This is a genomic window from Candidatus Abyssobacteria bacterium SURF_5, assembly GCA_003598085.1.
Classification (GTDB): domain Bacteria; phylum Abyssobacteria; class SURF-5; order SURF-5; family SURF-5; genus SURF-5.
Map to the genome: position 1 here is coordinate 21,822 of QZKU01000119.1, position 23,673 is coordinate 45,494.

A 23,673-nucleotide genomic window follows, 5' to 3' on the forward strand; every position below is an offset into this window, starting at 1 on the left:
TCGCAGTGGGCTATCTTTATGTTTCCAATGATCGATGAGCAGATTGAAATGAAGAAGGCCGATGATCGGCCTGATAGGGCAGGCTGGAACTCAAGGCGTATTTATTTTAGCGTCGTCGGAATTCTCCTGCTCGCATTCCTTGTCACGGCCCTTTTTTACAGTTTCTCAGTGCCGATTTTCGAGGCTCAGGATGAAAGCGGCCATTTCTTTTACATCAAGTATTTTGCTGATCATCTAAAACTGCCCGATTATCGCGACAGCAGTGATCTTGAAGCCGCGGGATATCAATCTCACCAGCTGCCGCTATACTACTTTGTCCATGGGCTCATCTTGAAAATGATGGCGGATACCGATCTCGAATTTGAGTTTTATCCGAATCCTCTCAGGAGCCAGGGCTTGCCCGCGCTGTATTTTCATAACGCGCCCGGTGAAAAGTTTCCGTTTGCCGGGCCCTACAGAATTGTCCATCTCCTGCGTTTGCTAAACATATTCACGGGCGCATTGACCCTTCTTGTCATATATCAAATCCTTCGGCGGATGTTTCCGCCTGACAATCCTTGGCCCATTGCCGGAACGGCGTTTGTTGGGTTTCTTCCTCAATACACGTATCTTTCGGCAACGGTCAATAATGATATTGCTGCGGTTTTGTTTACAAGCCTGAGCCTGCTTTTCTTGACAAGATTCCTGTTGTCTGATGGAGCGCCTCTGCGACAGGTGTTGCTGATGGGGGTTTTCGTGTCGCTGGCTTTGCTGAGCAAGCAGTTGGCGCTGTTTCTTGTTCCGGTCGCATACGTGGCAGTCTCCTTGAAAGGGGATCTGCGTCAAAAAATCCTGAATTGGTCGGCTCTATCTGCGGCGCTCGCTCTGCTGGCCGGCTGGTACTATTTCCGCAATTATCTCCTTTTTGGAGATCCTTTGCTGCGGCACGTCCAGGAGAGCGAGCTTTTCCCGATTCTCGTCCAGCGGAAGACGCTGCCCCAGTTCCTCACCTATTTCTGCAATTATTTCTTTCAGCACTTCATCCGGAGCTTCTTCGGATCGTTCGGCTACATGACCGTCTGGATGTCATGGAATCTCTATCTCTTCTATTCGCTGGCGGCAGGTGTCGGATTAGCTGTGTTTGCGGCCGGTCTTCTAGACGCTGAATTCAGGCGGCGATTCAGCAGGAAAATGAAGATGCCGCTCGTCGTATTTACGCTGGCGATCATCGTACTTATGACCCAGATACTGGCCGTGAATCTCGTGTATTCACAGCCGCAGGGGAGATGGGCATTCGGCGCGCTTGGCATTCTCGCTGTTTTTTGGGCATTGGGAATGGAGCGCTTGACGGCATCTTCACATCAATGGAAAGCCGTTGTCGCGGTAAGTGTAGTGTTCTTTCTTGTGAACCTGCACGTGCTGCAGCATACCGTTAGAAAAGCGTTTCCTGCAATGCCTGCAGTTGTGGACGTTATCCAAAATCAGTATCAGTCACATGTGGGCGAGCTGAGAATGGGGATGGTCGTAGCGCAAACTTTCCGCAGCGCCATCAGCGGCCTGGACCGGGTGGCGGTCCGGTTCACCACGTTTGGCCAATATGTTAATTCGCATATTGTTTTTCATCTGCGGGATGCCGAGAAGCCGGACCAGGATATCGCCATGATACAAATTCCCGCCGCTCATGTGAAGAATGAAACGTTTCACATCTTCACTTTTAATCCTCAACCCGACTCAAAAGGGAGAGCATACATCTTTTATATTGAATCGCCCAACGCCCAGAAAGGGGATGCAATCAGTCTTTACTACACGGAGTTCGATTCGTATCCCGGCGGGCGCGCATTCTTCAATGGTAAGCCCCTACGCGGAGATCTGACTTTTGTCACTGGCGGGTCTTCATGAAGGTCAGTATCACGTTAGACACTGGAGGAAAGAATGAGTGATTGGAAGAAAACCACCTGCGTTCTATGCGCGGTAAACTGCGGACTGGAAGTGCAAACAGACGGGAACCTCATCAGCAATGTCCGTCCCGATAAAGAGTCGCCCCGCAGCCAGGGCTATGCCTGCCGAAAGGGGCTATCGATCGCGCACTTCCAAAATAACACTCAGCGGCTGAAGCGTCCTTTGAAACGAGTGAGCGGTTCTTTCGAGGAGATCAGTTGGGAGCAGGCGATCGATGAAATATCGGCGAAGCTCGAGCAATTAATCGCTCGTCACGGGCCCAAGTGCCTGGCTTATATGGGGGGCGGGGGACAGGGATGCCATTTCGAGGCAGCCTTTGGAACGCGCCTGCTCCGGGGGCTGGGTTCTCGCTATCACTATTCCGCTCTCGCCCAGGAATTGACCGGCTTCTTTTATGTGCAGGGTGAGGCATATGGCCGGCAGTACATCCATCCGTTTCCTGATATTGAGAAAACGGATATTCTCGTACTCTGGGGCAGCAATGCATGGCGCAGTCACGGCATGAACCGCGCGCGGCCGGAGCTCATGCGGATGGCTAAAGATCCTAATAAGTTACTGATTGTAATCGATCCCTGCAAGACCGATACCGCCGCCCGAGCCAATATTCACCTGGCCCCCCGGCCGGGGACGGACACCCTGCTGCTGAAGGCAATGATAGCCATTCTTCTTGACGACAGGATCTATGATGAGGAATTTGTGCAGGATCATGCAGCCGGATTCGGCGAAATCCTGCGCTTGTTCGGGAAATTTGATATTACCGCAGCGCTCGAAGTGTGCGGGCTTGATGAAGACAAGGTTCGCCATCTCGTTCATCTTCTGGCGGGCAACACGTGCAGCTTCCGATCGGATCTGGGTCTGCTCATGGGCCGCAATAGCACCCTCAATTCCTATTTCGAAATGATCTTGCTGAGCCTGCTGGGAGTGCTCGGACGACGCGGCGGAAACGTTTTCCTGGGACACATGGTTCCTCTGGGGACACACACTCCTGTTGAGAGTCCCGACAATTGGCGGACGGTAGCGACCAATTTTCCTGCGATAATGGGTGTTTATCCTCCGAACGTAATGCCGGAGGAAATTCTGAGTGAGGATCCCGAGCGGCTTCGAGCGGTAATCGTCAGCGGCTCCAATCCGCTGCGAATGTATGCCGATACCAGCGCCTATGAGCTAGCTTTCAAACATCTTGATCTGCTAGTGACAGTCGAAGTGGCGATGACCGAAACCGCCGCCCTTTCGCATTACGTACTGCCAGCCAAATCAGCGTATGAGAAATGGGACGGCTCGTTCTTTTCCTGGAAATTTCCCGAATACTATTTTCATTTGCGGCGGCCTGTCTGCGCGCCGCTTGGCGAGCCGAAAGAGGAGGCGGAAATCTATACTCGACTCGCGGATTCGCTGGGATTGATCCCGCAGATTCCTCCCGAACTGGAACGGGCTGCGGCCGGCGATCGAGCCGATTTCGCTGGGGCCTTGATGAACTTCCTGGCGGAGAATCCGAAATCCGCCGAGATGCTGCCGTTTATCCTTGCAAAAACGCTGGGAAAAACACTCGGTTCAGCGGCACTATCGCTCCTGTGGGGGATCCTCTTCCGACATTGCCAGAGCGGGTCGATCGGGCTCGAGAGGGCGGGCTATAAGCTTTCGCCGAATCTTGCCAACCAGCTCTTTGACAACCTGATGCAAACGCCCGGCGACCTTCTCATTTCCGTGCAGGATGTCGAGACCAATCTTCTCAGCAGCATAAGAACGAGCGACAAGAAAGTTCACCTTCATATTCCGGCGCTCGACGAGTGGGTTGAACGGATAACGCCCGAGATTGAGCGGAATGCGCTGCAGAATTCGGAATTTCCCTTGGTCCTGGCGGCGGGCGAACGAACAGATTTCAATGCGAACTCGCTCATGCGGAACCCCGAATGGACCGGCGGGGTGCGGGCTTGCACGGTCAAAATTCATCAAGAGGACGCAGAGCGGCTTGGGTTGCGGACCGGCGCACCGGCAACTGTTGAAACGGCCGCGGGGAAAATCGTTTTGCCGGTGGAGATCTCCGATGTCCCACATCCCGGAATGGCGATCATCCCGCACGGCTTCGGGCTTGATTATGAGGGAAGCGTTGACGGCGCCAACGTGAATTACCTCGCTCCGGCTCGGAATCGCGATCCCGTTGCGGGGACGCCTCTGCATAAGTATATACCGTGTAGAATATCGGCTGGATGATTTGTATCGTTCTGACAGCGAGGCTTGTTCCAAAATGGTCTGGGCTTCCAGGGGCTCAGGCAAGTGGTGCTGATCTCATGATGCCATTTCGGAAATCGCGTCCCACGCGTTATCGATTGCCTCATTCGTTTTCAAAATGTGAAAGAGGAAGTGGCGCGTCATCGCTCCGGATTTCTCCTCGGCTTCCAGCATTTTCCAAATCGCCGTAGTCTTCATGCTTTTTGAACATGCTTCCATGACGGAGGCATCGGACGCGTCAGCATGCTGGGCCGCGTATTCCCCGAGAAATGTTCCCGCCTCATATCCCAGACTGAGACTGCTCAGGATTCCCGATCCGCCGCTCGCGCCGACCTGCCCGGCTGCATCGCCCACGAGAATCAGTCCCGGCCGCACAAAATCCTGCAGAAGACCTCCGAAGATACACCTGTCAGTACTGGTCAATACGGGGGAAGCGTTTCGCAGGCGCTCCCGCAGAACCGGGTGCTCCTCACGATGGCGTTCCCATGCCGCTCGAAGGTCGGCTTCTGTGACGCCAGGCGATGTTTCCCAATACACGATCCCGCAGTCGGCGCAGGTCCTGCCTTTCGGAAACAGCCAAAGCGCGCCCGCCGGCTCGGTTAACAGGAAGAACTCGAGCACGTCCTCATCCGGTATATCCGCGCCTTCGACTACGGCCTTAAAGGCGGGGCAGGCAGTGGGCGCGGCAAACCTGCTCTGCCGGCCTACTCTCGAGTTCCAGCCATCGGCTGCGATTACCGCTTTACTGGTTATATCCGCAGTCTGCCCAAGCTGAGAGCACTTTACCCCGACAACCCGCTCACGTTCATCAAGAAGCACACCCTTAACCTCTGTGTTCAACCGAAGCTCAGCGCCGGCCCCGACACAGGCTCTCGCTATCCCAAACACGAGCGGTCGGTACTCGATGATCAGGGAAGCCTCAGCCTTGTTCACCAGCATGTTTTTTTCGCAGGATGGGCTGAAGATTCGCCTGCGTTTGCTGATTCCGTGGATCATTGACCGGGGCATAGGCTGCTGTAGTATCTTCTCGATGACGGAATAATTTTGCTTGATGACCTCGCCTTTCACTTTAGAGGCCACCTCGGAGGCGGCATCGAGAACCAGAGTCGTGGCGTCCGCTCTCGCGGAAGCGACGGCTGCGGCGAGTCCGGCGACTCCCGCCCCTACAACTATCACGTCGTAATCGGACTTTTTCATGCCATGCTCTCAGATGCCTCTGCCAACCAAGACGGCTTGCGCCCTCTCGAGAATCGGCACCCTTTAGATTTAAATCCAATATCAGTTGCCGCTTTGCCCGGTGTTCTTTCTGGGCAATTATATGGCTCGTTCAAAAGGAAAGTCAATTATTGTGTATGTTGATGGAACCCGCCGTTTTGATAATCATTAGAAAAGGTGGTAGTATGATTCTCATCGTTCGAGCGACTGGATACCCTCTTTTCAGGAGTGGAAGGAGCTGACAATGGCCGATCTGACGCTTCATGACCGCTTACTCGTGCTCGCCCGAAACCTTTGGTGGAGCTGGCACCCCGAAGTCATCAGTATTTTCACGGATCTTGACCCGCAGTTATGGCGGCGAGTTGATCATAATCCTACTGCCTTCCTGAATCAGATTACTCCTGAGCAGATAGAGGAACGCGCTTCCGAACTGGTGCTGCACAGCCGCATCAACTACGCATTCCGGCGTCTGCACGAATATCTTCAAAAGGAGCGCACGTGGGGGAGTATGCATTGCGCGGCTTTGCGAAGCCGGCCTGTGGCGTATTTTTCGGCTGAGTTCGGTTTGCATGAATCCGTTCCGATTTACTCAGGCGGCCTGGGGGTTCTCGCCGGGGATCATCTCAAGAGCGCTTCGGACCTCGGGGTCCCGCTGATCGGCATCGGCCTTCTCTACGACCAGGGCTATTTCAGCCAGCGCCTGAACAGGGACGGGTGGCAACAGGAGGAATATGTCGATCTCAACCTCAAGCAATTGCCGCTCACCGAAGCTCATACCCCCGATGGGAGACCACTCATCGTTCGTGTTGACATTCGAGGAGGATTTATTCAGGCTCGTGTGTGGGAGTTAAACGTGGGGCGGGTTCGTCTGATGTTGCTGGATTCGAACGTGGAGGGAAATTCCTCGGAGGATAGAGAACTTACTTCCCGGCTCTACGGCGGCAACTTGCGCGTTCGGATCAGGCAGGAACTATTGCTGGGAATCGGGGGAAACAGGGTGCTCCAGGCGCTCAACATCTACCCCGGCGTCTTGCACCTGAATGAGGGCCACAGCGCGTTTGCAATTCTGGAGGAAGTCCGCCGCGTCATGCATGACGACGCAATCCCGTTCCATCGCGCGCGCCGACGCGTTCTGCAATACACCGTTTTCACCACCCACACCCCCGTTCCCGCGGGTCATGACCGGTTCCAGCCGGACCTCATCGAGGAGCATCTGGGAGTTTTTCGCGAGAAACTCGGGTTGTCGCATGACGATCTGATGGCGCTCGGGCGCGTCAACCCCGCTGACAGAGGAGAAAGCTTCTGCATGACGGTACTCGCGCTGAAGAATTCGCGTCACAGAAACGGAGTGTCCGCCGTTCATGCAAACGTGAGCCGCCTGATGTGGCACTGCCTCTGGCCCGATCGCTCTGAGACCGAGGTCCCCATCGGGCACATCACGAACGGAGTGCACGTGCTGTCTTGGCTGGCGCCCCAGATGCACCAACTCTTCGAAACACGCCTGGCTCAGGACTGGCCGACCCGTATGGTTCATTCCGATGTCTGGGAGAAGGTGGCCGAGATCGATGACGGCGAATTGTGGGAGACCCACCAGAGCCTGAAAATGCGGCTGATACGATTTGTGAGACGGCGTCTCCTGCAAAGGGCGCAACGCCAGGGCGATCAGGAAACGATCGGGCAGATCGAGCAGATTCTAAATCCCGATATTCTAACCATCGGCCTGGCACGCCGTTTTGCCACCTATAAACGGGCGGACCTGATTCTTTCTCAGCCTGAACGGCTGGAAAGACTGGTGTCCGACCCGAAGCGGCCGATCCAGATCATTTTCGCCGGAAAAGCGCATCCCCGGGATGAGGATGGAAAGAGATTGATGCAGCGCATCTTCCAGTTCTGCCTGAATCCCGCTTACCAGAAAAGAATTGTATTTGTTGAGGACTACGATTACAATGTGGCTCGGCACTTGGTACAAGGTGTCGACGTCTGGCTGAATAACCCGCAACGCCCGCTGGAGGCGTGCGGAACCAGCGGGCAAAAGGTGGTCCTGAACGGAGGGCTGAACCTTTCCATTTTGGACGGCTGGTGGAATGAAGCATACGACGGCAGGAACGGGTTCGCCATCGGACATGGCGGCATGCATAACGATCCGGTCGTGCAATACAAGCGCGATGCCGATTTCCTCTATCGTGCGTTGGAAAATGAAGTGATTCCGCTTTATTATGAGCGGAACGCATCCGGAATTCCTCATCACTGGCTGCATCGCATGAAGGCGCAAATCAAGAGCCTGGGATGGGTGTTTAATGCAGACCGGATGGTGCGCGATTACACTCTTCAATATTATCTCTCGGCGGCTAGCGCAACTTCGGCCGAGTCTTGGTGAAAATGGAGAAGCGCTCATGAAATTGAAAAATAAGGTGGCGATTGTGACCGGCGGGGGCAGAGGAATAGGGCGCGCCATCGCTCATTTGTATGCCCGCGAAGGCGCCAAACTAATGGTCTCGGCTCGCACGTCGAATCAGGTGGAGCAAACGACACGGTCCATCATCGAAAGCGGAGGGCAGGCCATCGGAGTAGCAGCCGATGTGACTGTTGAGGACGACGTCCAAAAAATGGTAAACGCGACGCTCCACGAATTCGGGCGCGTCGATATCCTGGTTAATAACGCCGGTATTTTGGAGAGCGGACCGATCGTGGCCATAGATTCACAGCTCTGGCGACGCGTCATCGAAGTGAATCTGATCGGAACATTTCTCTGCTCGAAAGCAGTCGCCCCTCACCTGATCGAGCAGCAATGGGGGAGGATAATCAATATTGCATCACGAAGCGGAAAGATCGGACATCCTTTTCTTACCGCCTATTGCGCATCGAAACACGGCGTCGTCGGCTTCACCAAATCGCTTGCCGAAGAGCTCGCTCCATGTCGTATTACCGTCAACGCCATCTGTCCGGGCCTTGTTGAAACCGGCATGGTGACGGAAACCGTAAAGGAACAGGCGGGTGACGCGATAATACAACCTCATGAAATCGCCGAGTTGGCTCTGTATCTCGCGAGTGAAGAAGCCGGAGCGGTGAATGGTGAGGCGATAAATATTTTTGGCTCTGCAAAACTGCATCTCGGCTTCTAAGAGTAAACACATGTCGACAAGCGCGGCGTTCTCAGTATCATTCTTTGAGGAAGACGGCATCTGGGCTGTCCATCCGGAAGGCGCCAGTCTATCATTGAGCGAGGTTCTCCATGGTGATGCCGTCTTTGTCTCCGGAAAGCTGATGGACCCCACGTTCGCTTACAAGGTGACCGGCCGCTACGTTCCTTTTGCGGCCGCTATAGCAAAAGGATTCGCCAGGGGAGAGCGAGGCTCAGGGAAAAAGAAGATGCCGATTTTGGAACGCAAGCGGGGCGGAATTGTGTTGGGCGTCCTGCTCTTGGACGTTTCCGAGAATGACCTGCAGAAACTCGATGCGTTTGAACAAGTGCCGGAACTACGAGAGCGCGTTTCCATCCGCGTGACGGTCGGCGCGCGCGAGCGGCCGGCTTACACCTTCCTCCTGAAGAGATAGAGGCCGCCATCGGAAATCTTTCAGTTCTCAAAAATCATCCCCCTTTCTTGGCGGCGATGCCTAGCGAAATGACCACTTTAAGTAAAAGATGAGGTAATACTCATTTTTGATTTTTCTCCATCGATTTGCTACCATTGTCTGGAGGTATTATCATTTGAGCGAGTCTAGAATGCGCCGCGGGCCGGGATGATTCGATGCTCAGTGCGAAACTGGATCATAGGCTTGATAAAGTGGTCTTGCCGGTAGTCAGACTGCTTGCTCGAGCGGGCCTCACTCCCAATAATCTCACGATTGCAGGAGCTCTCACGAGCGCCGTCGCCGCGGCTGCATTGCTGTTCGGCCACTTCCGGATCGGTGGAATCCTGATTCTCCTCGGTGGAGTGTTTGACCTCCTGGATGGTGCGCTCGCGCGGGTCGTAGGGCAGCAAACCCGATTTGGAGCGGTTTTGGACTCCACGCTCGATCGATATTCCGACGTCCTTCCCATTCTCGGACTCATGCTGTATTATTCCGGATGGACTGAAACCGGTCCTTTGCGTCTTGGCGGCATGATGTTGTGCGGCGCCGTGATTCTGGGATCGCTTCTTGTGCCGTATGTGCGCGCGCGCGCCGAGCTGATGATCGAGCGATGCGACATCGGAATTGCGGAGCGGGCCGAACGAATTCTGATTTTGTCCGGCGGATTGGTGATAGACGCCGATATCGCGGCATTGTGGATTCTGGCGATCCTGACCCATTTCACCGTGTTCCAGCGGCTCTGGTTCGTTCGCAAGCAGCTCAAACAAGATGAAGAGGCTCACAATCATGTCGAACGACCCAATCAACATAAACTTGCCGCTTCCGATCTTGAAGGTAAGCTTTAGGTCCTGTGCGAGGTAATGTGGGCGTTCCTGATTTTTTGGCTGTGGGGCATTTGTGCTGCGATATCGTCGACGGCCGAAGAATACTGGGCGGATCGGCTTCATATGCGAGTTTGACCGCTCGAGGGCTGAACCGTGCGGCCGGAATCCTTACTGCCGTCGCCGAAGACTTTCCGTTCCTGCATTTGTTGAAGGGCATCAGAGTCGACATCATCGATTCGCCAACCACGACGACTTTTCGAAACATTTATCATCAAGGGGTACGCGAGCAGATCATCTGCGATGTCGCCCGCTCCATTGGGCCCGCCGATGTTCCCGGGGAATTTACCAATGTGGATGTCGTCTACCTGTGCCCGATTGCAGATGAGATTTTGCCCGGTGTCGCCTCCCGCTTTCGCGCCTCGCTCGTTGGGGCGGGGGCGCAGGGTTGGTTTCGCCAATGGGACGAAGCCGGCCGCGTAAGCCGAAAGAAGTGGGAATCAGCGTTAGAGGTGGCGAGGGCGGTGGACGTGATTGTCTACAGTGAATTGGATACGGATGACCCTTACAAACTGGCGGAGGAACTGGCAAACCATGCTCCCGTGGTGATCGTGACTCAATCGAGCCTGGGGGCCGACCTCTATACGGAAGGCGCCAGAATACATGTTCCCGCCTTCGACGTGGAAGAAATCGATCCTACCGGCGCGGGCGATGTCTTCGCCGCGGCATTTCTGATAAATTATGAATCTTCCGGGAATGCCGTCGAGTCGGCCAAGTTCGCCTGTTGCGCCGCCTCGTTTATTTGCGAGCACGAGGGGACGGAAGGAATTCCTTCTCTTGATCAGGTTGAGGAACGGCTGCAGCAGTATTCCAGGATTTACTCCGAAAGCCTTTACTAAAGCCTATTCCTGGTTCAGTTGAATCTCTTTTCCGCAGTGCGGGCATTGAACGTTGAGGATCAGCGCCTTTGCCATCTCCCGCAGCAGGTTATTACATTCGAGGCACACCTTCTTGCCGCCCTTCAGAGGGAACTTGAATCCATCAAGCGGTTTCCTGCAAACATCGCATGTCTCGACTGCGGGACTTGTCTGCGGGGCCGCCTGCGGCTTCTCAGCGGGTGCGGGCGATGGTGCGGGTGCTTTTGCCGGTGCCCGTTGTACGGGACGCTGCGGCGGCCTGGGCTGGATTTCTTGAGGAGAGGGCTGTTGTTGAGGAGGCGCCGCAGGTCTCTGCGCCGCTTTGGGGGCGTCCGCGAATTGTTCGACGAGCGGATTCTTATGTTGCTTTTTCGCCTTGGCCAACCGTTCGGCCTTAAACTGATCGTAGCACGGCATGCACAGGTATTGGTTCGGCCCGAATTTATATCCCTGGACAGTATCTATTAGTTTTCGACATCTCGCGCATTCGGTCTGCATGTTGCCTCACCCTCTTCTTCTTTTTTTGCAGCAATATTACATCATTTATAAATGCAGTTGTTCAAGGCTCTGTCTCAGCTTCTCCGCTTTTCGAGCGAGCTCGGCTTTTCTCTGGCGAGTAGATTGTACGACATGTTCCGGAGCCTTGGCAATAAACTGCTCATTTGCAAGTTTCCGCTCGCTTGCCTCCACCTCCGCCTCCACCCGAGCCAGTTCCTTCTTGAGGCGCTCTTCTTCTTTTTCGAGGTCGATGAGACCCGCCAGCGGCACGTGAATTTCTATTGCGGAAAGAAATGCTTTGGCCGCCGGCTTGGGAATTGCAGGCGCCGACGAGATCATGATCTCATCCGTTCGGGCAAGCGCGGCCAAATAACGTTGATATTCAGTCAGCAGAGCAACCGCTTTTTCATCCGATATCTTGAGGACAAGCTTGACCTTTTTGGCGGGAGGAACATTCATCTCGCTCCTGATATTGCGCACTGCTCCGATAACCTGCTGGAGGAGGCTCATCTTCTCATCGATCGACACATCGATCTGTCTATCATGTCTCTTCGGCCAAGGGCTGATCATGATGCTGTCGGTTTCGCCTGTATGATCGATCGACTGCCAGATTTCTTCAGTAATAAATGGCATGAACGGATGAAGCAGCTTCATCGATCCTTCCATGATACCGGTGGCCAGTTGAAGAGCAGCCTTTCTTGAATCCTCCTGCGCATCGACTGCGGTGCGCTCTTTGATCAACTCGAGGTACCAATCGCAGTAGTCATGCCAGAAAAAGTCATATAATGCGGTTATCGCATCGTGCAGCCGGTAGTTCTCCAGCCCTTCCGTAACCGTCTTCACGGTCTGATAATAACGGCTCTTGATCCAGCGGTCGGCCAATTCTTCCTCATGCAAATCGGCGACCTCATGCGATCGACCTTCGAGAGGAGTGTCTCCGGCGCTGAGAGAGAGGAAGCGGTAGGCATTCCAGATTTTGTTGGAAAAATTCCGCCCCATCTCGAACCGGCTCTCCGAGAGGTTGATGTCTTGTCCTTCGGAGGCAAGCATTAACAGCGAGAATCTGACAGAGTCGGCGCTGTAACGCTCGATCATCAGAACGGGATCGATGCCGTTGCCGAGCGACTTGCTCATCTTTCGGCCGATCTCGTCGCGAACGGTGCCGTTAATATACACATCCGAAAAGGGAAGGTCTCCCATGAACTCGAACCCCGCCATGATCATGCGGGCAACCCAGAAGAAAATAATCTCGGCGGCGGTCGCCAGCAGCTGCGTCGGGTAATAATACTCGAGCTCCGGCGTCCTCTCCGGCCAGCCCAACGTGCTGAACGGCCAGAGCCAGGACGAAAACCAGGTGTCAAGCACGTCCTCGTCCTGCCGGATTTTATCCGAAACACACTTTTCACACGACTCCGGGCGACTGCGTTTGACCATCATATTGCCGCAGGCGTCACAATAATAAACGGGAATACGATGCCCCCACCACAGTTGCCGCGAGATACACCAGTCGCGAATGTTTTCCATCCAGTCGATATAGACCTTCGTCCAGCGCTCGGGATAAAACTTGATGCGCCCCTCGATCACCGCCTGAAGCGCCGGCTCGGCCAGAGGCTTCATCTTCACAAACCACTGGTCCGAGAGAAGAGGTTCCAACAGCGTATCGCACCGCTGGCAATGGCCGATCGAATGGATATGCCGTTCCACCTTTTCGAGCAGCCCTTCGGCCTGCAGTTGCTTCACCAGTTCCTCACGTGCCTTAAAGCGGTCGTATCCTTTGTACCGGCCGGCGTTCTCGTTGAGGGTGGCGTCCTCGTTCATGATGTTCACGAACGGCAAGTTGTGGCGCTGCCCGATGAGATAATCGTTCGGATCATGAGCGGGCGTCACCTTTACCAGGCCGGTTCCAAAAGACGGATCGACGAAATTATCGGTTATGATGGGAAGCTCGCGTCCGATTACCGGCAGAACGGCCGTCTTCCCGATCAAATGTTTGTAGCGTCCATCCGCCGGATTGGCCGCTACGGCTGTGTCGCCAAGCATGGTTTCAGGGCGGGTGGTTGCGACGACAACATAGGCGTCTTCGCCTTTTATGGGATATCGGATGTGCCAGAGATTGCCTTCGTGCTCCTGGTGAATGGCCTCTTCATCGCTCAACGCCGTGCGGCAGCGCGGGCACCAATTGATGATATACGTCCCCCGGTAGATGAGTCCCTTCTCATAGAGTCTGACAAAAACCTCGATGACCGCATTTGAGAGGCCCTCATCCATGGTGAAGCGCTCGCGCTCCCAGTCGCACGAGCAGCCGAGGCGCTTGAGCTGCGAGATGATCTTCGACCCGTATTTTTCGCGCCATTGCCAAACGCGCTCGACAAATTTCTCGCGTCCCAAGTCGTGCCGGGTCAACCCTTCTTCCCGCGCGAGAGTACGCTCGACAACGTTTTGGGTTGCAATGCCGGCGTGGTCGGTACCCGGCATCCAGAGGGTTTCATCTCCAAGCATGCGGTGGTAGCGGATAAAAATGTCCTGGATCGTATTATTGAAAGCGTGCCCCATATGCAGTTCGGCCGTCACGTTCGGCGGCGGGATCACGATACAATACGGTCTCTTCTCAGGATTGGGCTCAGAATGAAAATAGCTTTTTTCCAGCCAATAGCGGTACCATTTTTCCTCGACCGCATGAGGTTCGTATACCTTTGGAATCGTCTTTTGCATCAAGTAGCCTCGCCTATCAACTCCAGAATGCGCCGAACGGCGTTTTCAACCGCGACCTGGATCACTTCACCGCTGCGTCGCAGCCGTATTTCCACCTTTCCCTCTTTCAGGCCGCGCGAGCCGATCGTCACGCGCAACGGCACCCCGATCAGGTCGGCGTCCTTGAATTTCACGCCCGGCCGCTCGTCGCGATCGTCGAGCAGCACCTCGACGTTTTTCTCTCGCAGACCTGAATAAAGCGTTTCGGCTGCAGACATGATCTGCTCATCGTTCACGGAGACCGGCGTAATAATCACCTCATACGGCGCGAGCGACGGCGGCCAGATGATTCCGTTATCGTCATAATTCTGTTCGATAGCGGCCGCAACCGTCCGCGTGATCCCAATTCCGTAGCAACCCATGGTGAACGGGATTTCGTTTCCGCTTTCGTCCGTGAATGTCGCACCCATTTTCTCGCTGTACTTCTTGCCAAGCTTGAAAATCTGTCCGACCTCGATGCCGCGATACTCGGTAAGTTTGCGCCCGCACCGGATGCACTTGTCTCCCGCAGCCGCGACGGTGATGTCCGCCGTAATCTCGGGCGTAAAGTCGCGATCAAAATTGACGTTTGTCAGGTGATAATCCGTCTTGTTTGCGCCTGTCACGAAGTTCTGCATTCTGGCGACGGTCTTGTCGGCCACAAGTCTCACTCCCGTGATACCCACCGGCCCCGCAAATCCGACGGCGGCGCCCGACACCGAGCGCACCGTCTCTTCGTCGGCCATTACCAGCACATCGGTCTTGAGCGCACGTTTCAATTTCGGCTCGCTTACCTCGCGGTCCCCTCGCACCAATGCACCGACGATTTCTCCGTCAGTCTTGTACAGGATCGTTTTGATAAGGTTCTGCGGACTGGTTTTCAAAAATGAACAGACCTCCTCAACAGTTTTCATGTGAGGAGTATGCACTTCCTGAACCGGCAAGGGTGAGCCGTTGGCGACACCGTTCTCAATAATGGCTTCAGCCGTCTCGTCGGTGGCCGCATAGCCGCATTCATCGTTCGGGCAACTGATAACGCGCGACTCGCCCGTCTGAGCGAGCACCATGAACTCATGGGTCTCGTCTCCCCCAATCGCACCGGGGTCCGCGAGCACTGCCCTGAACCTGAGGCCGCACCGCCTGAAAACGGCCGAATAAGCTGCATGCATGTCTTCATACGTCTTGTTGAGGCATTCGAGGTCTCGATTGAAGCTGTACGCGTCCTTCATGATGAACTCGCGCCCGCGCATAACCCCGAAGCGAGGCCGAATCTCGTCGCGGAACTTCGTCTGAATTTGATAGAGCGTGAGCGGAAGTTGACGGTATGAACGAACCCGCCCGCGGACCACGTCGGTTATGACTTCCTCATGCGTGGGTCCCAGCACGAAGTCGCGCCCGTGCCTGTCTTTCAGGCGCATCAACTCGTCTCCATACACGTTCCAGCGCCCGGTCTCCTTCCACAGTTCCGCCGGACTGAGGACCGGCATCAGCAGTTCGATTGCGCCGGCGCGATTCATCTCCTCGCGCACAATTCGCTCGACCTTCCGAGCGACGATAAGCCCGAGCGGCAGAAGCGTGTAGATGCCGGCGCCCACTTTCTTCATCATGCCCGCTCGGATCATCAGCTTATGACTGATCACTTCGGCTTCAGCCGGGTCCTCTTTGGCCGTTGGAATGTAAGCTCTGCTCCAGCGCATTAATCGGCTTCCTTTAATTCCTCGATCTGTGACAAAAGCGCATCTATTATATTGGATTCATCCACATTTTTACAGACCACTTTTCCGTGACGAAAGATGACTCCTTCTCCCCGCCCGCCTGCGACTCCGTAATCCGCGCGAGCCGCCTCGCCAGGCCCGTTCACGGCGCACCCCATCACGGCCACCGTTATCGGTTTCTTGACTCCGGCAAGCCTCTGTTCCACCTCGGCCGCGATTTCCTCAATATTAATCGTGCAGCGCCCGCATGTTGGACAACTGATCACTTCCGCTCCATCCTCACGAAGGCCGAGCGACCGCAGAATATTTCGTGCGACCATTACCTCGCGCTCCGGCGGCGCGCTCAGCGACACACGCACCGTGTCGCCGTAGCCCCTGGATAAAAGTAGCGCTATGCCGACGGAACTTTTGACCGCCCCCGTCAAGAGGGTACCGGCTTCGGTGATTCCTATATGGAATGGATAATCGCACTCCTTCGCCAGATACTGGTGCGCCAGCAGCGTGGTCTGTACGTCGGTCGCCTTTAGCGACACCTTGATCTCCCGAAAATCCAGTTTCTCGAGTATCCGGATATGCTTGAGCGCGCTCGACACCATCGCGCGCGCGGTCGTCTCCGCCAGCTTCTTCCCCGTTCCTTCGATCGAGCCGGTAAATTCCTTCTCGATCGATCCGGAATTCACTCCTATTCTCAGAGGAACACGTGCCGCGGCCGCGGTTGCAACAACCTTCTCGACGTTTGCCCTCGAGCCGATATTCCCCGGGTTGATCCGCAGCCCGTTCACTCCATGCTGGATTGCCCTCAGGGCAAGCCGGTAATTAAAGTGGATGTCGGCCACCAGCGGCACTGATACGTGCTCGCGAATAACGGCGAGGGCTTCGGCGGCCTCGAGGTCCGGCACGGCGACCCGCACGATGTCGCATCCGATATGCATGAGACGTCTTATCTGCCCAATAGTGGCTACCGCGTCTCGCGTGTCGGTTTTCGTCATCGATTGAATCGGGATAGGGTGACCGCTCCCGATTGGAATGCCGCCCAGCATGACTGTGCGCGTTTTTCTTCTTCTCATTGCAATCCTGCCCGATAAGGTGAGATTGGCCCGGCTTACTCTATGAATCCGCGTCCAAGGAAGTGGTTGATGACGCGAAGGATGTCGTTGTATGTCGCAATCAAGACGAGGAACAGAATAAAGGCCAACCCGATCCGCTGGAGCAACAAAAGGTATCTCTCCTCCAGAGGTTTACGCCGAACCGAATCAATCACTGCTATCAGCATTAATCCTCCGTCCAGGACGGGGATAGGAAGCAGATTCAGAATTCCCAGGTTGATCGTAATCAGGGCCACCAGTTTCAAGTAGTAGCCGATGCCGAGTTTCAGGCTCTCGGTTGTCAAAAATGCAATACCGATAGGACCCGCCATTTCGCGCGTGCTTACTTTGCCGGAGACCAAATAATAGATGGTCTTCATTGTGAGTGAAACAAAATCGCCGTATGCCTCCAATGAATGAACAAAGGCAGTGGCCGGCCCGTATTGTCGAATAATATCAGGAGTAAAGATAACTCCGATCATGCCGCGCTGGGCCACCGGCAGATTCACCACAACCTCCTGAGTCTCCTTGAATAATCCCGGTTTCTGTTTTATTGTCAGTTGTACTGTTTCGCCCGCCGAAAGTTCCTGTAGAAGCAGATGATCGAGATCATGATCGGTCGGCTGTCCATTCAGAGCCACAACCAGATCGCCCTCATGCAGCTTCGCCGCCTGTTCTCCGATCACCTCTTTATCTATGAAAGCGATACTGCCGTCTCGTATTTCGAGCCCGCTAATCACCGCCTTTTCCCTGGGAGTAAGCGTGAATTCCATCATCTTGCCGTCTCTCAGGACGGTGAAGGTCATTGGTCGACCGGCGCTTTTATTTACCTGTTCTACCAGGTTGCTCAGGTTCTGGTTCGTGGGCTCTTGCCCGTCATACCCAAGAATGATATCGTTTTCTCTTAATCCGCTCTGTGAAGCCGGCATTCCGGGCAGTATCTTTCCGATCGCGACGGTGATAAACGGGTCGATTCCAATGGTGGCCCGTTTCGAATCCTCAGTCTGCCGGGGGGTGACGGTCACATCTCTGATATTACCTGAAGAATCCTCCAGCTCGAGGGTTACGGGGCTGTCCTCATTGGTCATGATAGTCAGCTGCACTTCCTCCCACGTCTCAACCGGTTGTTCATTGATCGATAGCACGCGCTGGCCCGCCCGAACGCCGGCCTCTTCCGCCGGTGAGCCCGGCGTAACCGCTCCGATGTACGTCTGTTGAGTGAAAGCCGGGACATTTATTCCAATCATGTACGCAATCCACAGTACCGGCACCGCAAACACAAGATTCATGAAGGGGCCGGCGAAACCGATCAGCAGCTTGGTCCGGGTCGATTGCGTATCAAACCTGCGTTCAGGGGGCACATTTGAAATCTCGGGTTCGGCTCGCTCGGCTTCTTCCTGTGTCTTCGGCATGTCTTCCTGGCCCACCATCTTCACGTATCCGCCCAGCGGAATGGCCGATACGCAATAATCCGTCTCGCCTCGCTTGAATCCGATCAGTCTCCTGCCGAAGCCAAGCGACAATCTGACAACGTAAACATTAGTCAGTTTTGCCGCAAGGAAATGTCCCAATTCATGAACAAACACGAGCACACCCAGCAAGATAATAAAACGCGCGGCATTAATTACAAAACCGGCTACTGCTTCTGCGTTCATGTGCATCTCCTTTGGGAAGTCCGTGCCGTATGACGCGCCCAACTATCTGCATTTAGTATGTCATCAAGCGTCGGGTTATCGACAGGGACATGATCCTCCATCACTTGCTCGATGACAGCAGGTATGTCCAGGAAATTCAGCCGGCGCTGCAAAAATTCCTCGACCGCCACTTCGTTGGCTGCATTCAAGACCGCCGGCATTGTTCCGCCGATCTTTCCCGCTTCATACGCAAGCCTTAGGCATGGAAAATGATCAAGGCTGGGCGGAAAAAATTCAAGCGGGGAAATCTCGGTCAGCTTTAATCGTTTCACCGGACTCGGCAGCCGCTCCGGATACGTGAGCGCATACTGGATCGGCAGCCGCATATCGTTCTGGCTTAACTGCGCCATGATCGAGCCGTCAACAAATTCCACGAGTGAATGGACGACGCTTCTGGGATGGATTACAACCTCGATGTCCTCGACGTCCACCCCGAACAGCCAATGAGCCTCGATCACCTCCAACCCCTTATTCATCAAGGTGGCGGAATCGACGCTTATCTTCGCGCCCATCCGCCATGTCGGATGTCGCAGCGCCTGTTCGGGAGTTATATCCGATAGATTGATGTCTTTGTTATAAAAAGGGCCGCCCGAGGCGGTCAGCATTATCTTGTGGATCTTTTGATTTTTGTTTCCGCAGAGGCACTGGAAGATGGCGCTGTGCTCGCTGTCAACCGGCAACAAAGCAGCTCGATGCTCCTTCGCGAGCGCCGTGATCACTGACCCTGCCATCACCAGGGGTTCTTTGTTGGCAAGCGCAACCGTCTTTCCTTTTTTTATAGCGGCAAGAATGGGGAGTAATCCTGCCGCTCCAACGATTGCCGAGACAACGACTTGAGCTTCGGGCGCAGCGGCCACAGCGGATATTCCCTCAACTCCTCCGAATACGGTCGTCTCTTTAGGACATTGCGCCTGAAGGGCCCGGGCCTCGTCCTCATCGGCAAGAGCAGCAAATCGAGGACGAAACCGCCCGATCAATTCCTTAAGCAATGTTGAATTGGAATGAGCGGTCAGCCCGACGGCAAAGAAATGCTCGGAGAGAGAATCAATAACCGCGAGGGCGCTTGTGCCAATTGAACCAGTGGCCCCAAGTATGGTTACACCTTTCTTCATCATTTCATGATACCATTTCGCATGTATTTCTGCAACAGAATGGAAACGTTTCTGCGATAAACTCTGTTTAGTACAAGTAGTTTGCCGAGTTGTCCAGGAGCGGCTGTTTCCGGCCTGAGGCGGAGCATCTCTGTCCCGAATAAACCAAATGATTATACACGAGCGCGGGCAGTGGTGCATAGAAAAATTCTTGATTTCAACCGCAAAATGTAATACCATACTGCCACAGAACCCAGCCGATCCCCCAAGCCCTCAAAGCGCACGACAGCGTCGAGAAAAGGAGCGGAAGCTATGCGAGATGTCTATGTAATAGGCGCCGGGATGACTCGATTCGGCAAGTATCTGGAACGAAACATGAAATCACTGGCGGAAGAGGCCGCCACTCGGGCATTGGAGCACGCCCGGGTGCAAAAATCGGATCTGCAGGCGGCGTGGGTGGGAAATTCCGTGCAGGGAATCGTGACCGGCCAGGAAAGCATCCGCGGACAGGTCGTTCTTCGATCCATGGGAATCGGCGCGATCCCCGTGATGAATGTCGAGAATGCCTGCGCGTCGGCTTCGTCCGCTTTTTATGGCGCTTGGATGGGCATTGGGTGCGGTCTCTATGATGTTGCGCTCGCTCTTGGGATGGAAAAGCTCGTGATGGAAGATAAGAAGAAGAGCTTCCAGGTCTTTTGGGCGGCGACGGACGTCGAGTTGATGGAAGCGTTCAAGGCGATGATGGAGTCCGAAGAACAGAAGAAAAAGGAAATGGGCGCAAAATCGGCGGGGGAGGGAAGCGCCGGGAAAAGCCGCAGCGCTTTTATGGACATTTATTCACTGGCCGCTCGCAACCACATGAAGCGGTTCGGGACGACCCAGCGGCAACTGGCGATTATTGCTGCAAAAAACCATTTCCATAGCTCGATGAATCCGTTCGCGCAGTACCAGAATGACATGACGGTCGAGGAAGTATTGAGTGCTCCGGAAATTTCCTACCCCTTGACCCGTCCCATGTGCTCGCCGATAGGGGACGGCGCCGCGGCCGCAGTCCTTTGCTCAAAAGATTTCGCGAAAAAAATCGGGGCCGATAAACTTGTGAAAGTAAGGGCGTGCGCACTTGCCTCGGGCCGAGATCGGGATTTCGACGAAGAGGATATCGGCGGGCGGCTGAGCAAGAAAGCCTATGAGATGGCCGGCGTCGGCCCGGAAGACATCAATATAGCCGAAGTCCACGACGCGACCGCCTTCGGGGAATTGATCCAGACCGAATGCCTCGGGTTCTGCAAGCACGGCGAGGGCGGCCCACTTGCCGAGTCGGGCGCAACCAAGCTGGGGGGAAAGCTTCCAGTGAATACGAGCGGCGGCCTCGAGTCCAGGGGGCACCCCATTGGCGCCACCGGCCTCGGGCAGATCGCCGAACTCGTGTGGCAGCTCAAAGGTGAATGCGGAAAACGGCAGGTCGAAGGCGCACGCCTCGCGCTCGCCGAGAATGGAGGCGGCAACATCGGCATCGAAGAAGCGTCAATGGTAATCACCATTCTCGAGAAGGTTTGATATCAGGGTCAGGTGCACATAACGCTTCAAGGTATCTTATGCAGGGGCAGGTTTTGAACCTGCCCCTCGTTGCTTATCCCTTCCGGTCCGATTCCTATCCTCTTACCCAATAGGCGCCCGATCGCTCATTATTCGAGTTGACCGATATAGCTGCTCCCATTTTTTAGGCACCTGCCCATGAAATCGGCAATCTATGGCCTTACAGAATCGGCTGCAAAATTCTGAAAATTGCTTTAGTCTCTTTCGATAAAGCAGTTGCACGATACCGGGGGAGCGAGGTCTGCTTGGCACCGGATTTGCCTTTCCACAGAAAACCGACGTTTGGCACGACGGCCTTTCTGCAGAAGTTCGGAGGTTTGCGCAATGATACGAAGAAGAAAATTGTGGCTGTCTCTAATGGTTCTTGCGATGGTGATGGCGGCGCCGGGGATGGCTCATGCCGAAACCGCGGCGGGAGCCGATACTGATTCCGGGACAACCTCATGGATGCTGACCTCCACGGCGCTCGTTCTCCTGATGGTTCCCGGCCTCGCCATGTTTTATGGCGGCTTGGTACGCACAAAGAATGTGGTCGGGACGATGATGCATTCATTTGCCGCGATGGGAATCGTGGGGGTTCTCTGGGCGATTTGCGGCTATGCCATGTCGTTCGGACATAACGTTCTCGGCGGATGGTGCGGCTGGAATTGGGATTATTTCTTCCTGAAAGGGATAGACACTTCGATCACCAATCACATTCCCGAATACGTCTTTGCGATGTTCCAGGGCAAATTCGCGATTATCACTCCCGCCTTGATTGCAGGTGCTTTTGCTGAGCGGGTAAGGTTCAAGGCATATTGTCTCTTCCTCGTTTTCTGGGCTCTTCTTGTTTACAATCCGCTATGCCACTGGGTATGGTACGTTGACGGCGATGATATGGGCTTCCTCTACAGAATGGGCACGATCGATTTCGCCGGCGGGACCGTCGTTCACATCTCTTCCGGCGTCAGTGCGCTGGTGCTCGCATTTTTCCTGAAGCCCCGGATGGGGTATCCCAAGGCGATAATGCATCCGAACAACCTTACCATGACCCTCATCGGCGCCGGCTTGTTATGGGTCGGCTGGTTCGGGTTCAACGCTGGGAGCGCCATCTCTTCCGATTTGAAGACGGCCCAGGCTTTGACCGTCACCCAAATTGCGGCAGCGAGCGGCGCGGTCGGTTGGATGTTGATCGAGATGTTTCATCAGGGCAAGGCGACTTCTCTCGGCATCGCCAGCGGAATACTGGCAGGTCTCGTGGCAATCACGCCTGCCGCCGGCGCGGTTCTTCCATATGGCGCTATTGCGCTAGGCGCTTGTGCATCCGTAATCTGTTATTCCGCGATTCAGGTGAAGAACAGAATGCGATACGACGACAGCCTCGATGTTTTTGGAATCCATGGGATGGGAGGGATTACCGGAGCGCTTTTGCTCGCATTCTTCATGCGGGAAAACGGGATGAACATCCTACCTCAATTCAAAGTGCAGTTGTTCGCCGTAGGGATAGCCATAGGTTATGCCGCCGCGGTGACCATTGTTCTTGCGACACTCATAGAAAAACTGGTGGGATTGCGAGCAAGCGAAGACGAAGAACTGGCCGGCCTCGATTACAGCCAGCACGGCGAGAGAGCGTATGCGATGTCCAATGTGGATTGAGAAAGGATTACAAGCCGGCAGCTCTTATTTCTTCCGCTCGCGCGCGACGAGGGCGGCTCCGAGGGCGCAGACACATTGCGGATCGAACGAAAAACCGGTAAGTGATGTCCCAAGTTCCTTTTCAAGGAATTGCCTTACACCCTGGTTCTTGGCGACTCCGCCGACCATGGCGATCGGTTCGGCAATGGTGATCCTGTGGGCGAGCGATGTTATCTTTCCGGCGACCGAGCGGCTGATACCTGCAATGATGTCGGCCCGGTCGATGCCCTCGTTGACGTACGTGATGACCTCGCTCTCGGCAAATACTCCGCATTGACTGGTGATGTTCACCGGAGTTCGTGACGTTAGAGCCAACCTTCCCGCCTCTTCGAGCGGCAGTTCGAGCGCCTTCGCCATCACCTCGATGAACTTGCCCGTTCCAGCCGCGCATTTTTCGTTTCCGGTCGAATCGGTCACTCTCCCATTTTCTCCGAGAGATAATGCGCGAATGCTCTGGCCGCCGACATCGAGGACCGTTCGGATGTTGGGATTCAGCCAGCGGACCCCCCGATTGAGGCATACCACCTCCGGCACATCCGCTCCGGCGTAAGCGACCGTCTTCCTGCCGAAGCCGGTTGCAACACAGAGATCAACTGCCTCAGATGCAACTCCCGCTTCGGAAAGGGCATCCTCAAACACTGCAAGCGCCGCCTGTTTCGGAAGGTTTTTATACGCGAGAATTTTAGTCGCCGCAACGGCGTCATCCTTCAGGATCACGATCTTCGCCGCAACCGCTCCAACGTCACAACCTGCAAATATCACCAGGGTCTCCTTGTCATGCTGCCGGTTTGCCCAATGCTAAATATAGCGTCCTAAATAATTGCGCATAATTTCCTAAGGGTCTGGTTAGGTTTGCGCCATGAATGAAACTGCGTGCAGACGGTCTCGATCAGCTCT

Annotated in this window: 17 protein-coding genes; 9 read left to right on the forward strand and 8 right to left on the reverse strand. The window is 54.9% G+C overall.

The features are described from left to right. The first annotated feature begins 18 nt into the window (after positions 1–18). Positions 19–1,878, forward strand: coding sequence for a hypothetical protein (locus tag C4520_17415; protein ID RJP17156.1), 1,860 nt, complete (start codon positions 19–21; stop codon positions 1,876–1,878). A 33-nt stretch (positions 1,879–1,911) separates the two neighbouring features. Beyond that, positions 1,912–4,149, forward strand: coding sequence for a molybdopterin dinucleotide-binding protein (locus tag C4520_17420; protein RJP17157.1), 2,238 nt, complete (start codon positions 1,912–1,914; stop codon positions 4,147–4,149). A gap of 75 nt (positions 4,150–4,224) precedes the next feature. On the opposite strand, the gene C4520_17425 is transcribed toward C4520_17420, so the two are convergent. Then, the gene (locus tag C4520_17425) at positions 4,225–5,364 is read right to left on the reverse strand and encodes an FAD-dependent oxidoreductase (GenBank protein RJP17158.1); all 1,140 of its coding nucleotides are present in this window, start codon (positions 5,362–5,364) and stop codon (positions 4,225–4,227) included. Positions 5,365–5,626: 262 nt separating this feature from the next. Between C4520_17425 and glgP the strand changes: the two genes are divergently transcribed. From glgP to C4520_17450, 5 genes are all read left to right on the forward strand, one after another. Continuing rightward, positions 5,627–7,759, forward strand: coding sequence for an alpha-glucan family phosphorylase (glgP, locus tag C4520_17430; protein RJP17159.1), 2,133 nt, complete (start codon positions 5,627–5,629; stop codon positions 7,757–7,759). Continuing rightward, positions 7,680–8,504 (forward strand): SDR family oxidoreductase, encoded by an 825-nt coding sequence (locus C4520_17435; GenBank protein ID RJP17160.1) that lies wholly within the window; start codon positions 7,680–7,682, stop codon positions 8,502–8,504. The genes glgP and C4520_17435 overlap by 80 nt, the downstream gene beginning before the upstream one ends. Before the next feature lie 10 nt (positions 8,505–8,514). After that, complete coding sequence (locus C4520_17440; protein RJP17161.1) at positions 8,515–8,937, forward strand: gamma-glutamylcyclotransferase; 423 nt, start codon at positions 8,515–8,517, stop codon at positions 8,935–8,937. Between the two features lie 194 nt (positions 8,938–9,131). Further along, positions 9,132–9,800: a CDP-alcohol phosphatidyltransferase family protein gene (locus C4520_17445; protein RJP17162.1), complete on the forward strand. Its 669-nt coding sequence runs from the start codon at positions 9,132–9,134 to the stop codon at positions 9,798–9,800. A gap of 5 nt (positions 9,801–9,805) precedes the next feature. After that, positions 9,806–10,675, forward strand: a complete 870-nt coding sequence (locus tag C4520_17450) for a hypothetical protein (protein RJP17163.1) — start codon at positions 9,806–9,808, stop codon at positions 10,673–10,675. Between the two features lie 3 nt (positions 10,676–10,678). On the opposite strand, the gene C4520_17455 is transcribed toward C4520_17450, so the two are convergent. The 6 genes from C4520_17455 to C4520_17480 are packed head-to-tail and all read right to left on the reverse strand — an operon-like array spanning position 10,679 to position 19,527. After that, positions 10,679–11,191, reverse strand: a complete 513-nt coding sequence (locus C4520_17455; protein ID RJP17164.1) for a hypothetical protein — start codon at positions 11,189–11,191, stop codon at positions 10,679–10,681. Between the two features lie 45 nt (positions 11,192–11,236). Further along, positions 11,237–13,903 carry a valine--tRNA ligase gene (locus C4520_17460; GenBank protein RJP17165.1) on the reverse strand — a complete coding sequence of 889 codons (2,667 nt, stop codon included), beginning with the start codon at positions 13,901–13,903 and terminating at the stop codon, positions 11,237–11,239. Further along, positions 13,903–15,618 (reverse strand): proline--tRNA ligase, encoded by a 1,716-nt coding sequence (locus C4520_17465; protein ID RJP17166.1) that lies wholly within the window; start codon positions 15,616–15,618, stop codon positions 13,903–13,905. Before C4520_17465 ends, C4520_17460 begins: the two co-directional genes overlap by 1 nt. Continuing rightward, positions 15,618–16,703: a flavodoxin-dependent (E)-4-hydroxy-3-methylbut-2-enyl-diphosphate synthase gene (locus C4520_17470; GenBank protein RJP17167.1), complete on the reverse strand. Its 1,086-nt coding sequence runs from the start codon at positions 16,701–16,703 to the stop codon at positions 15,618–15,620. The genes C4520_17465 and C4520_17470 overlap by 1 nt, the downstream gene beginning before the upstream one ends. 35 nt (positions 16,704–16,738) lie before the next feature. Continuing rightward, positions 16,739–18,382 carry an RIP metalloprotease RseP gene (gene rseP, locus C4520_17475; GenBank protein RJP17168.1) on the reverse strand — a complete coding sequence of 548 codons (1,644 nt, stop codon included), beginning with the start codon at positions 18,380–18,382 and terminating at the stop codon, positions 16,739–16,741. Continuing rightward, positions 18,373–19,527 carry a 1-deoxy-D-xylulose-5-phosphate reductoisomerase gene (locus tag C4520_17480; protein ID RJP17173.1) on the reverse strand — a complete coding sequence of 385 codons (1,155 nt, stop codon included), beginning with the start codon at positions 19,525–19,527 and terminating at the stop codon, positions 18,373–18,375. Before C4520_17480 ends, rseP begins: the two co-directional genes overlap by 10 nt. Before the next feature lie 291 nt (positions 19,528–19,818). Here C4520_17480 and C4520_17485 point away from each other — a divergent pair, with 291 nt between their 5' ends. Next, entirely contained in the window at positions 19,819–21,063 is a 1,245-nt protein-coding gene (locus C4520_17485) for a thiolase family protein (GenBank protein RJP17169.1), read from the forward strand. A 363-nt stretch (positions 21,064–21,426) separates the two neighbouring features. Next, complete coding sequence (locus tag C4520_17490; protein RJP17170.1) at positions 21,427–22,737, forward strand: ammonium transporter; 1,311 nt, start codon at positions 21,427–21,429, stop codon at positions 22,735–22,737. Positions 22,738–22,761: 24 nt separating this feature from the next. Here C4520_17490 and C4520_17495 read toward each other — a convergent pair whose 3' ends face one another. Next, positions 22,762–23,541: a hypothetical protein gene (locus C4520_17495; GenBank protein RJP17171.1), complete on the reverse strand. Its 780-nt coding sequence runs from the start codon at positions 23,539–23,541 to the stop codon at positions 22,762–22,764. Between the last annotated feature and the right edge of the window lie 132 nt (positions 23,542–23,673).

Bases quoted from the DNA above. Each gene is read 5' to 3' on its own strand.
- C4520_17415 (RJP17156.1), top strand. From the start codon at position 19: ATGTTTCCAATGATCGATGAGCAGATTGAAATGAAGAAGGCCGATGAT.
- C4520_17420 (RJP17157.1), top strand. From the start codon at position 1,912: ATGAGTGATTGGAAGAAAACCACCTGCGTTCTATGCGCGGTAAACTGC.
- C4520_17425 (RJP17158.1), bottom strand. From the start codon at position 5,364: ATGAAAAAGTCCGATTACGACGTGATAGTTGTAGGGGCGGGAGTCGCC.
- glgP (RJP17159.1), top strand. From the start codon at position 5,627: ATGGCCGATCTGACGCTTCATGACCGCTTACTCGTGCTCGCCCGAAAC.
- C4520_17435 (RJP17160.1), top strand. From the start codon at position 7,680: ATGCAGACCGGATGGTGCGCGATTACACTCTTCAATATTATCTCTCGG.
- C4520_17440 (RJP17161.1), top strand. From the start codon at position 8,515: ATGTCGACAAGCGCGGCGTTCTCAGTATCATTCTTTGAGGAAGACGGC.
- C4520_17445 (RJP17162.1), top strand. From the start codon at position 9,132: ATGCTCAGTGCGAAACTGGATCATAGGCTTGATAAAGTGGTCTTGCCG.
- C4520_17455 (RJP17164.1), bottom strand. From the start codon at position 11,191: ATGCAGACCGAATGCGCGAGATGTCGAAAACTAATAGATACTGTCCAG.
- C4520_17460 (RJP17165.1), bottom strand. From the start codon at position 13,903: ATGCAAAAGACGATTCCAAAGGTATACGAACCTCATGCGGTCGAGGAA.
- C4520_17465 (RJP17166.1), bottom strand. From the start codon at position 15,618: ATGCGCTGGAGCAGAGCTTACATTCCAACGGCCAAAGAGGACCCGGCT.
- C4520_17470 (RJP17167.1), bottom strand. From the start codon at position 16,703: ATGAGAAGAAGAAAAACGCGCACAGTCATGCTGGGCGGCATTCCAATC.
- rseP (RJP17168.1), bottom strand. From the start codon at position 18,382: ATGCACATGAACGCAGAAGCAGTAGCCGGTTTTGTAATTAATGCCGCG.
- C4520_17480 (RJP17173.1), bottom strand. From the start codon at position 19,527: ATGAAGAAAGGTGTAACCATACTTGGGGCCACTGGTTCAATTGGCACA.
- C4520_17485 (RJP17169.1), top strand. From the start codon at position 19,819: ATGCGAGATGTCTATGTAATAGGCGCCGGGATGACTCGATTCGGCAAG.
- C4520_17490 (RJP17170.1), top strand. From the start codon at position 21,427: ATGATACGAAGAAGAAAATTGTGGCTGTCTCTAATGGTTCTTGCGATG.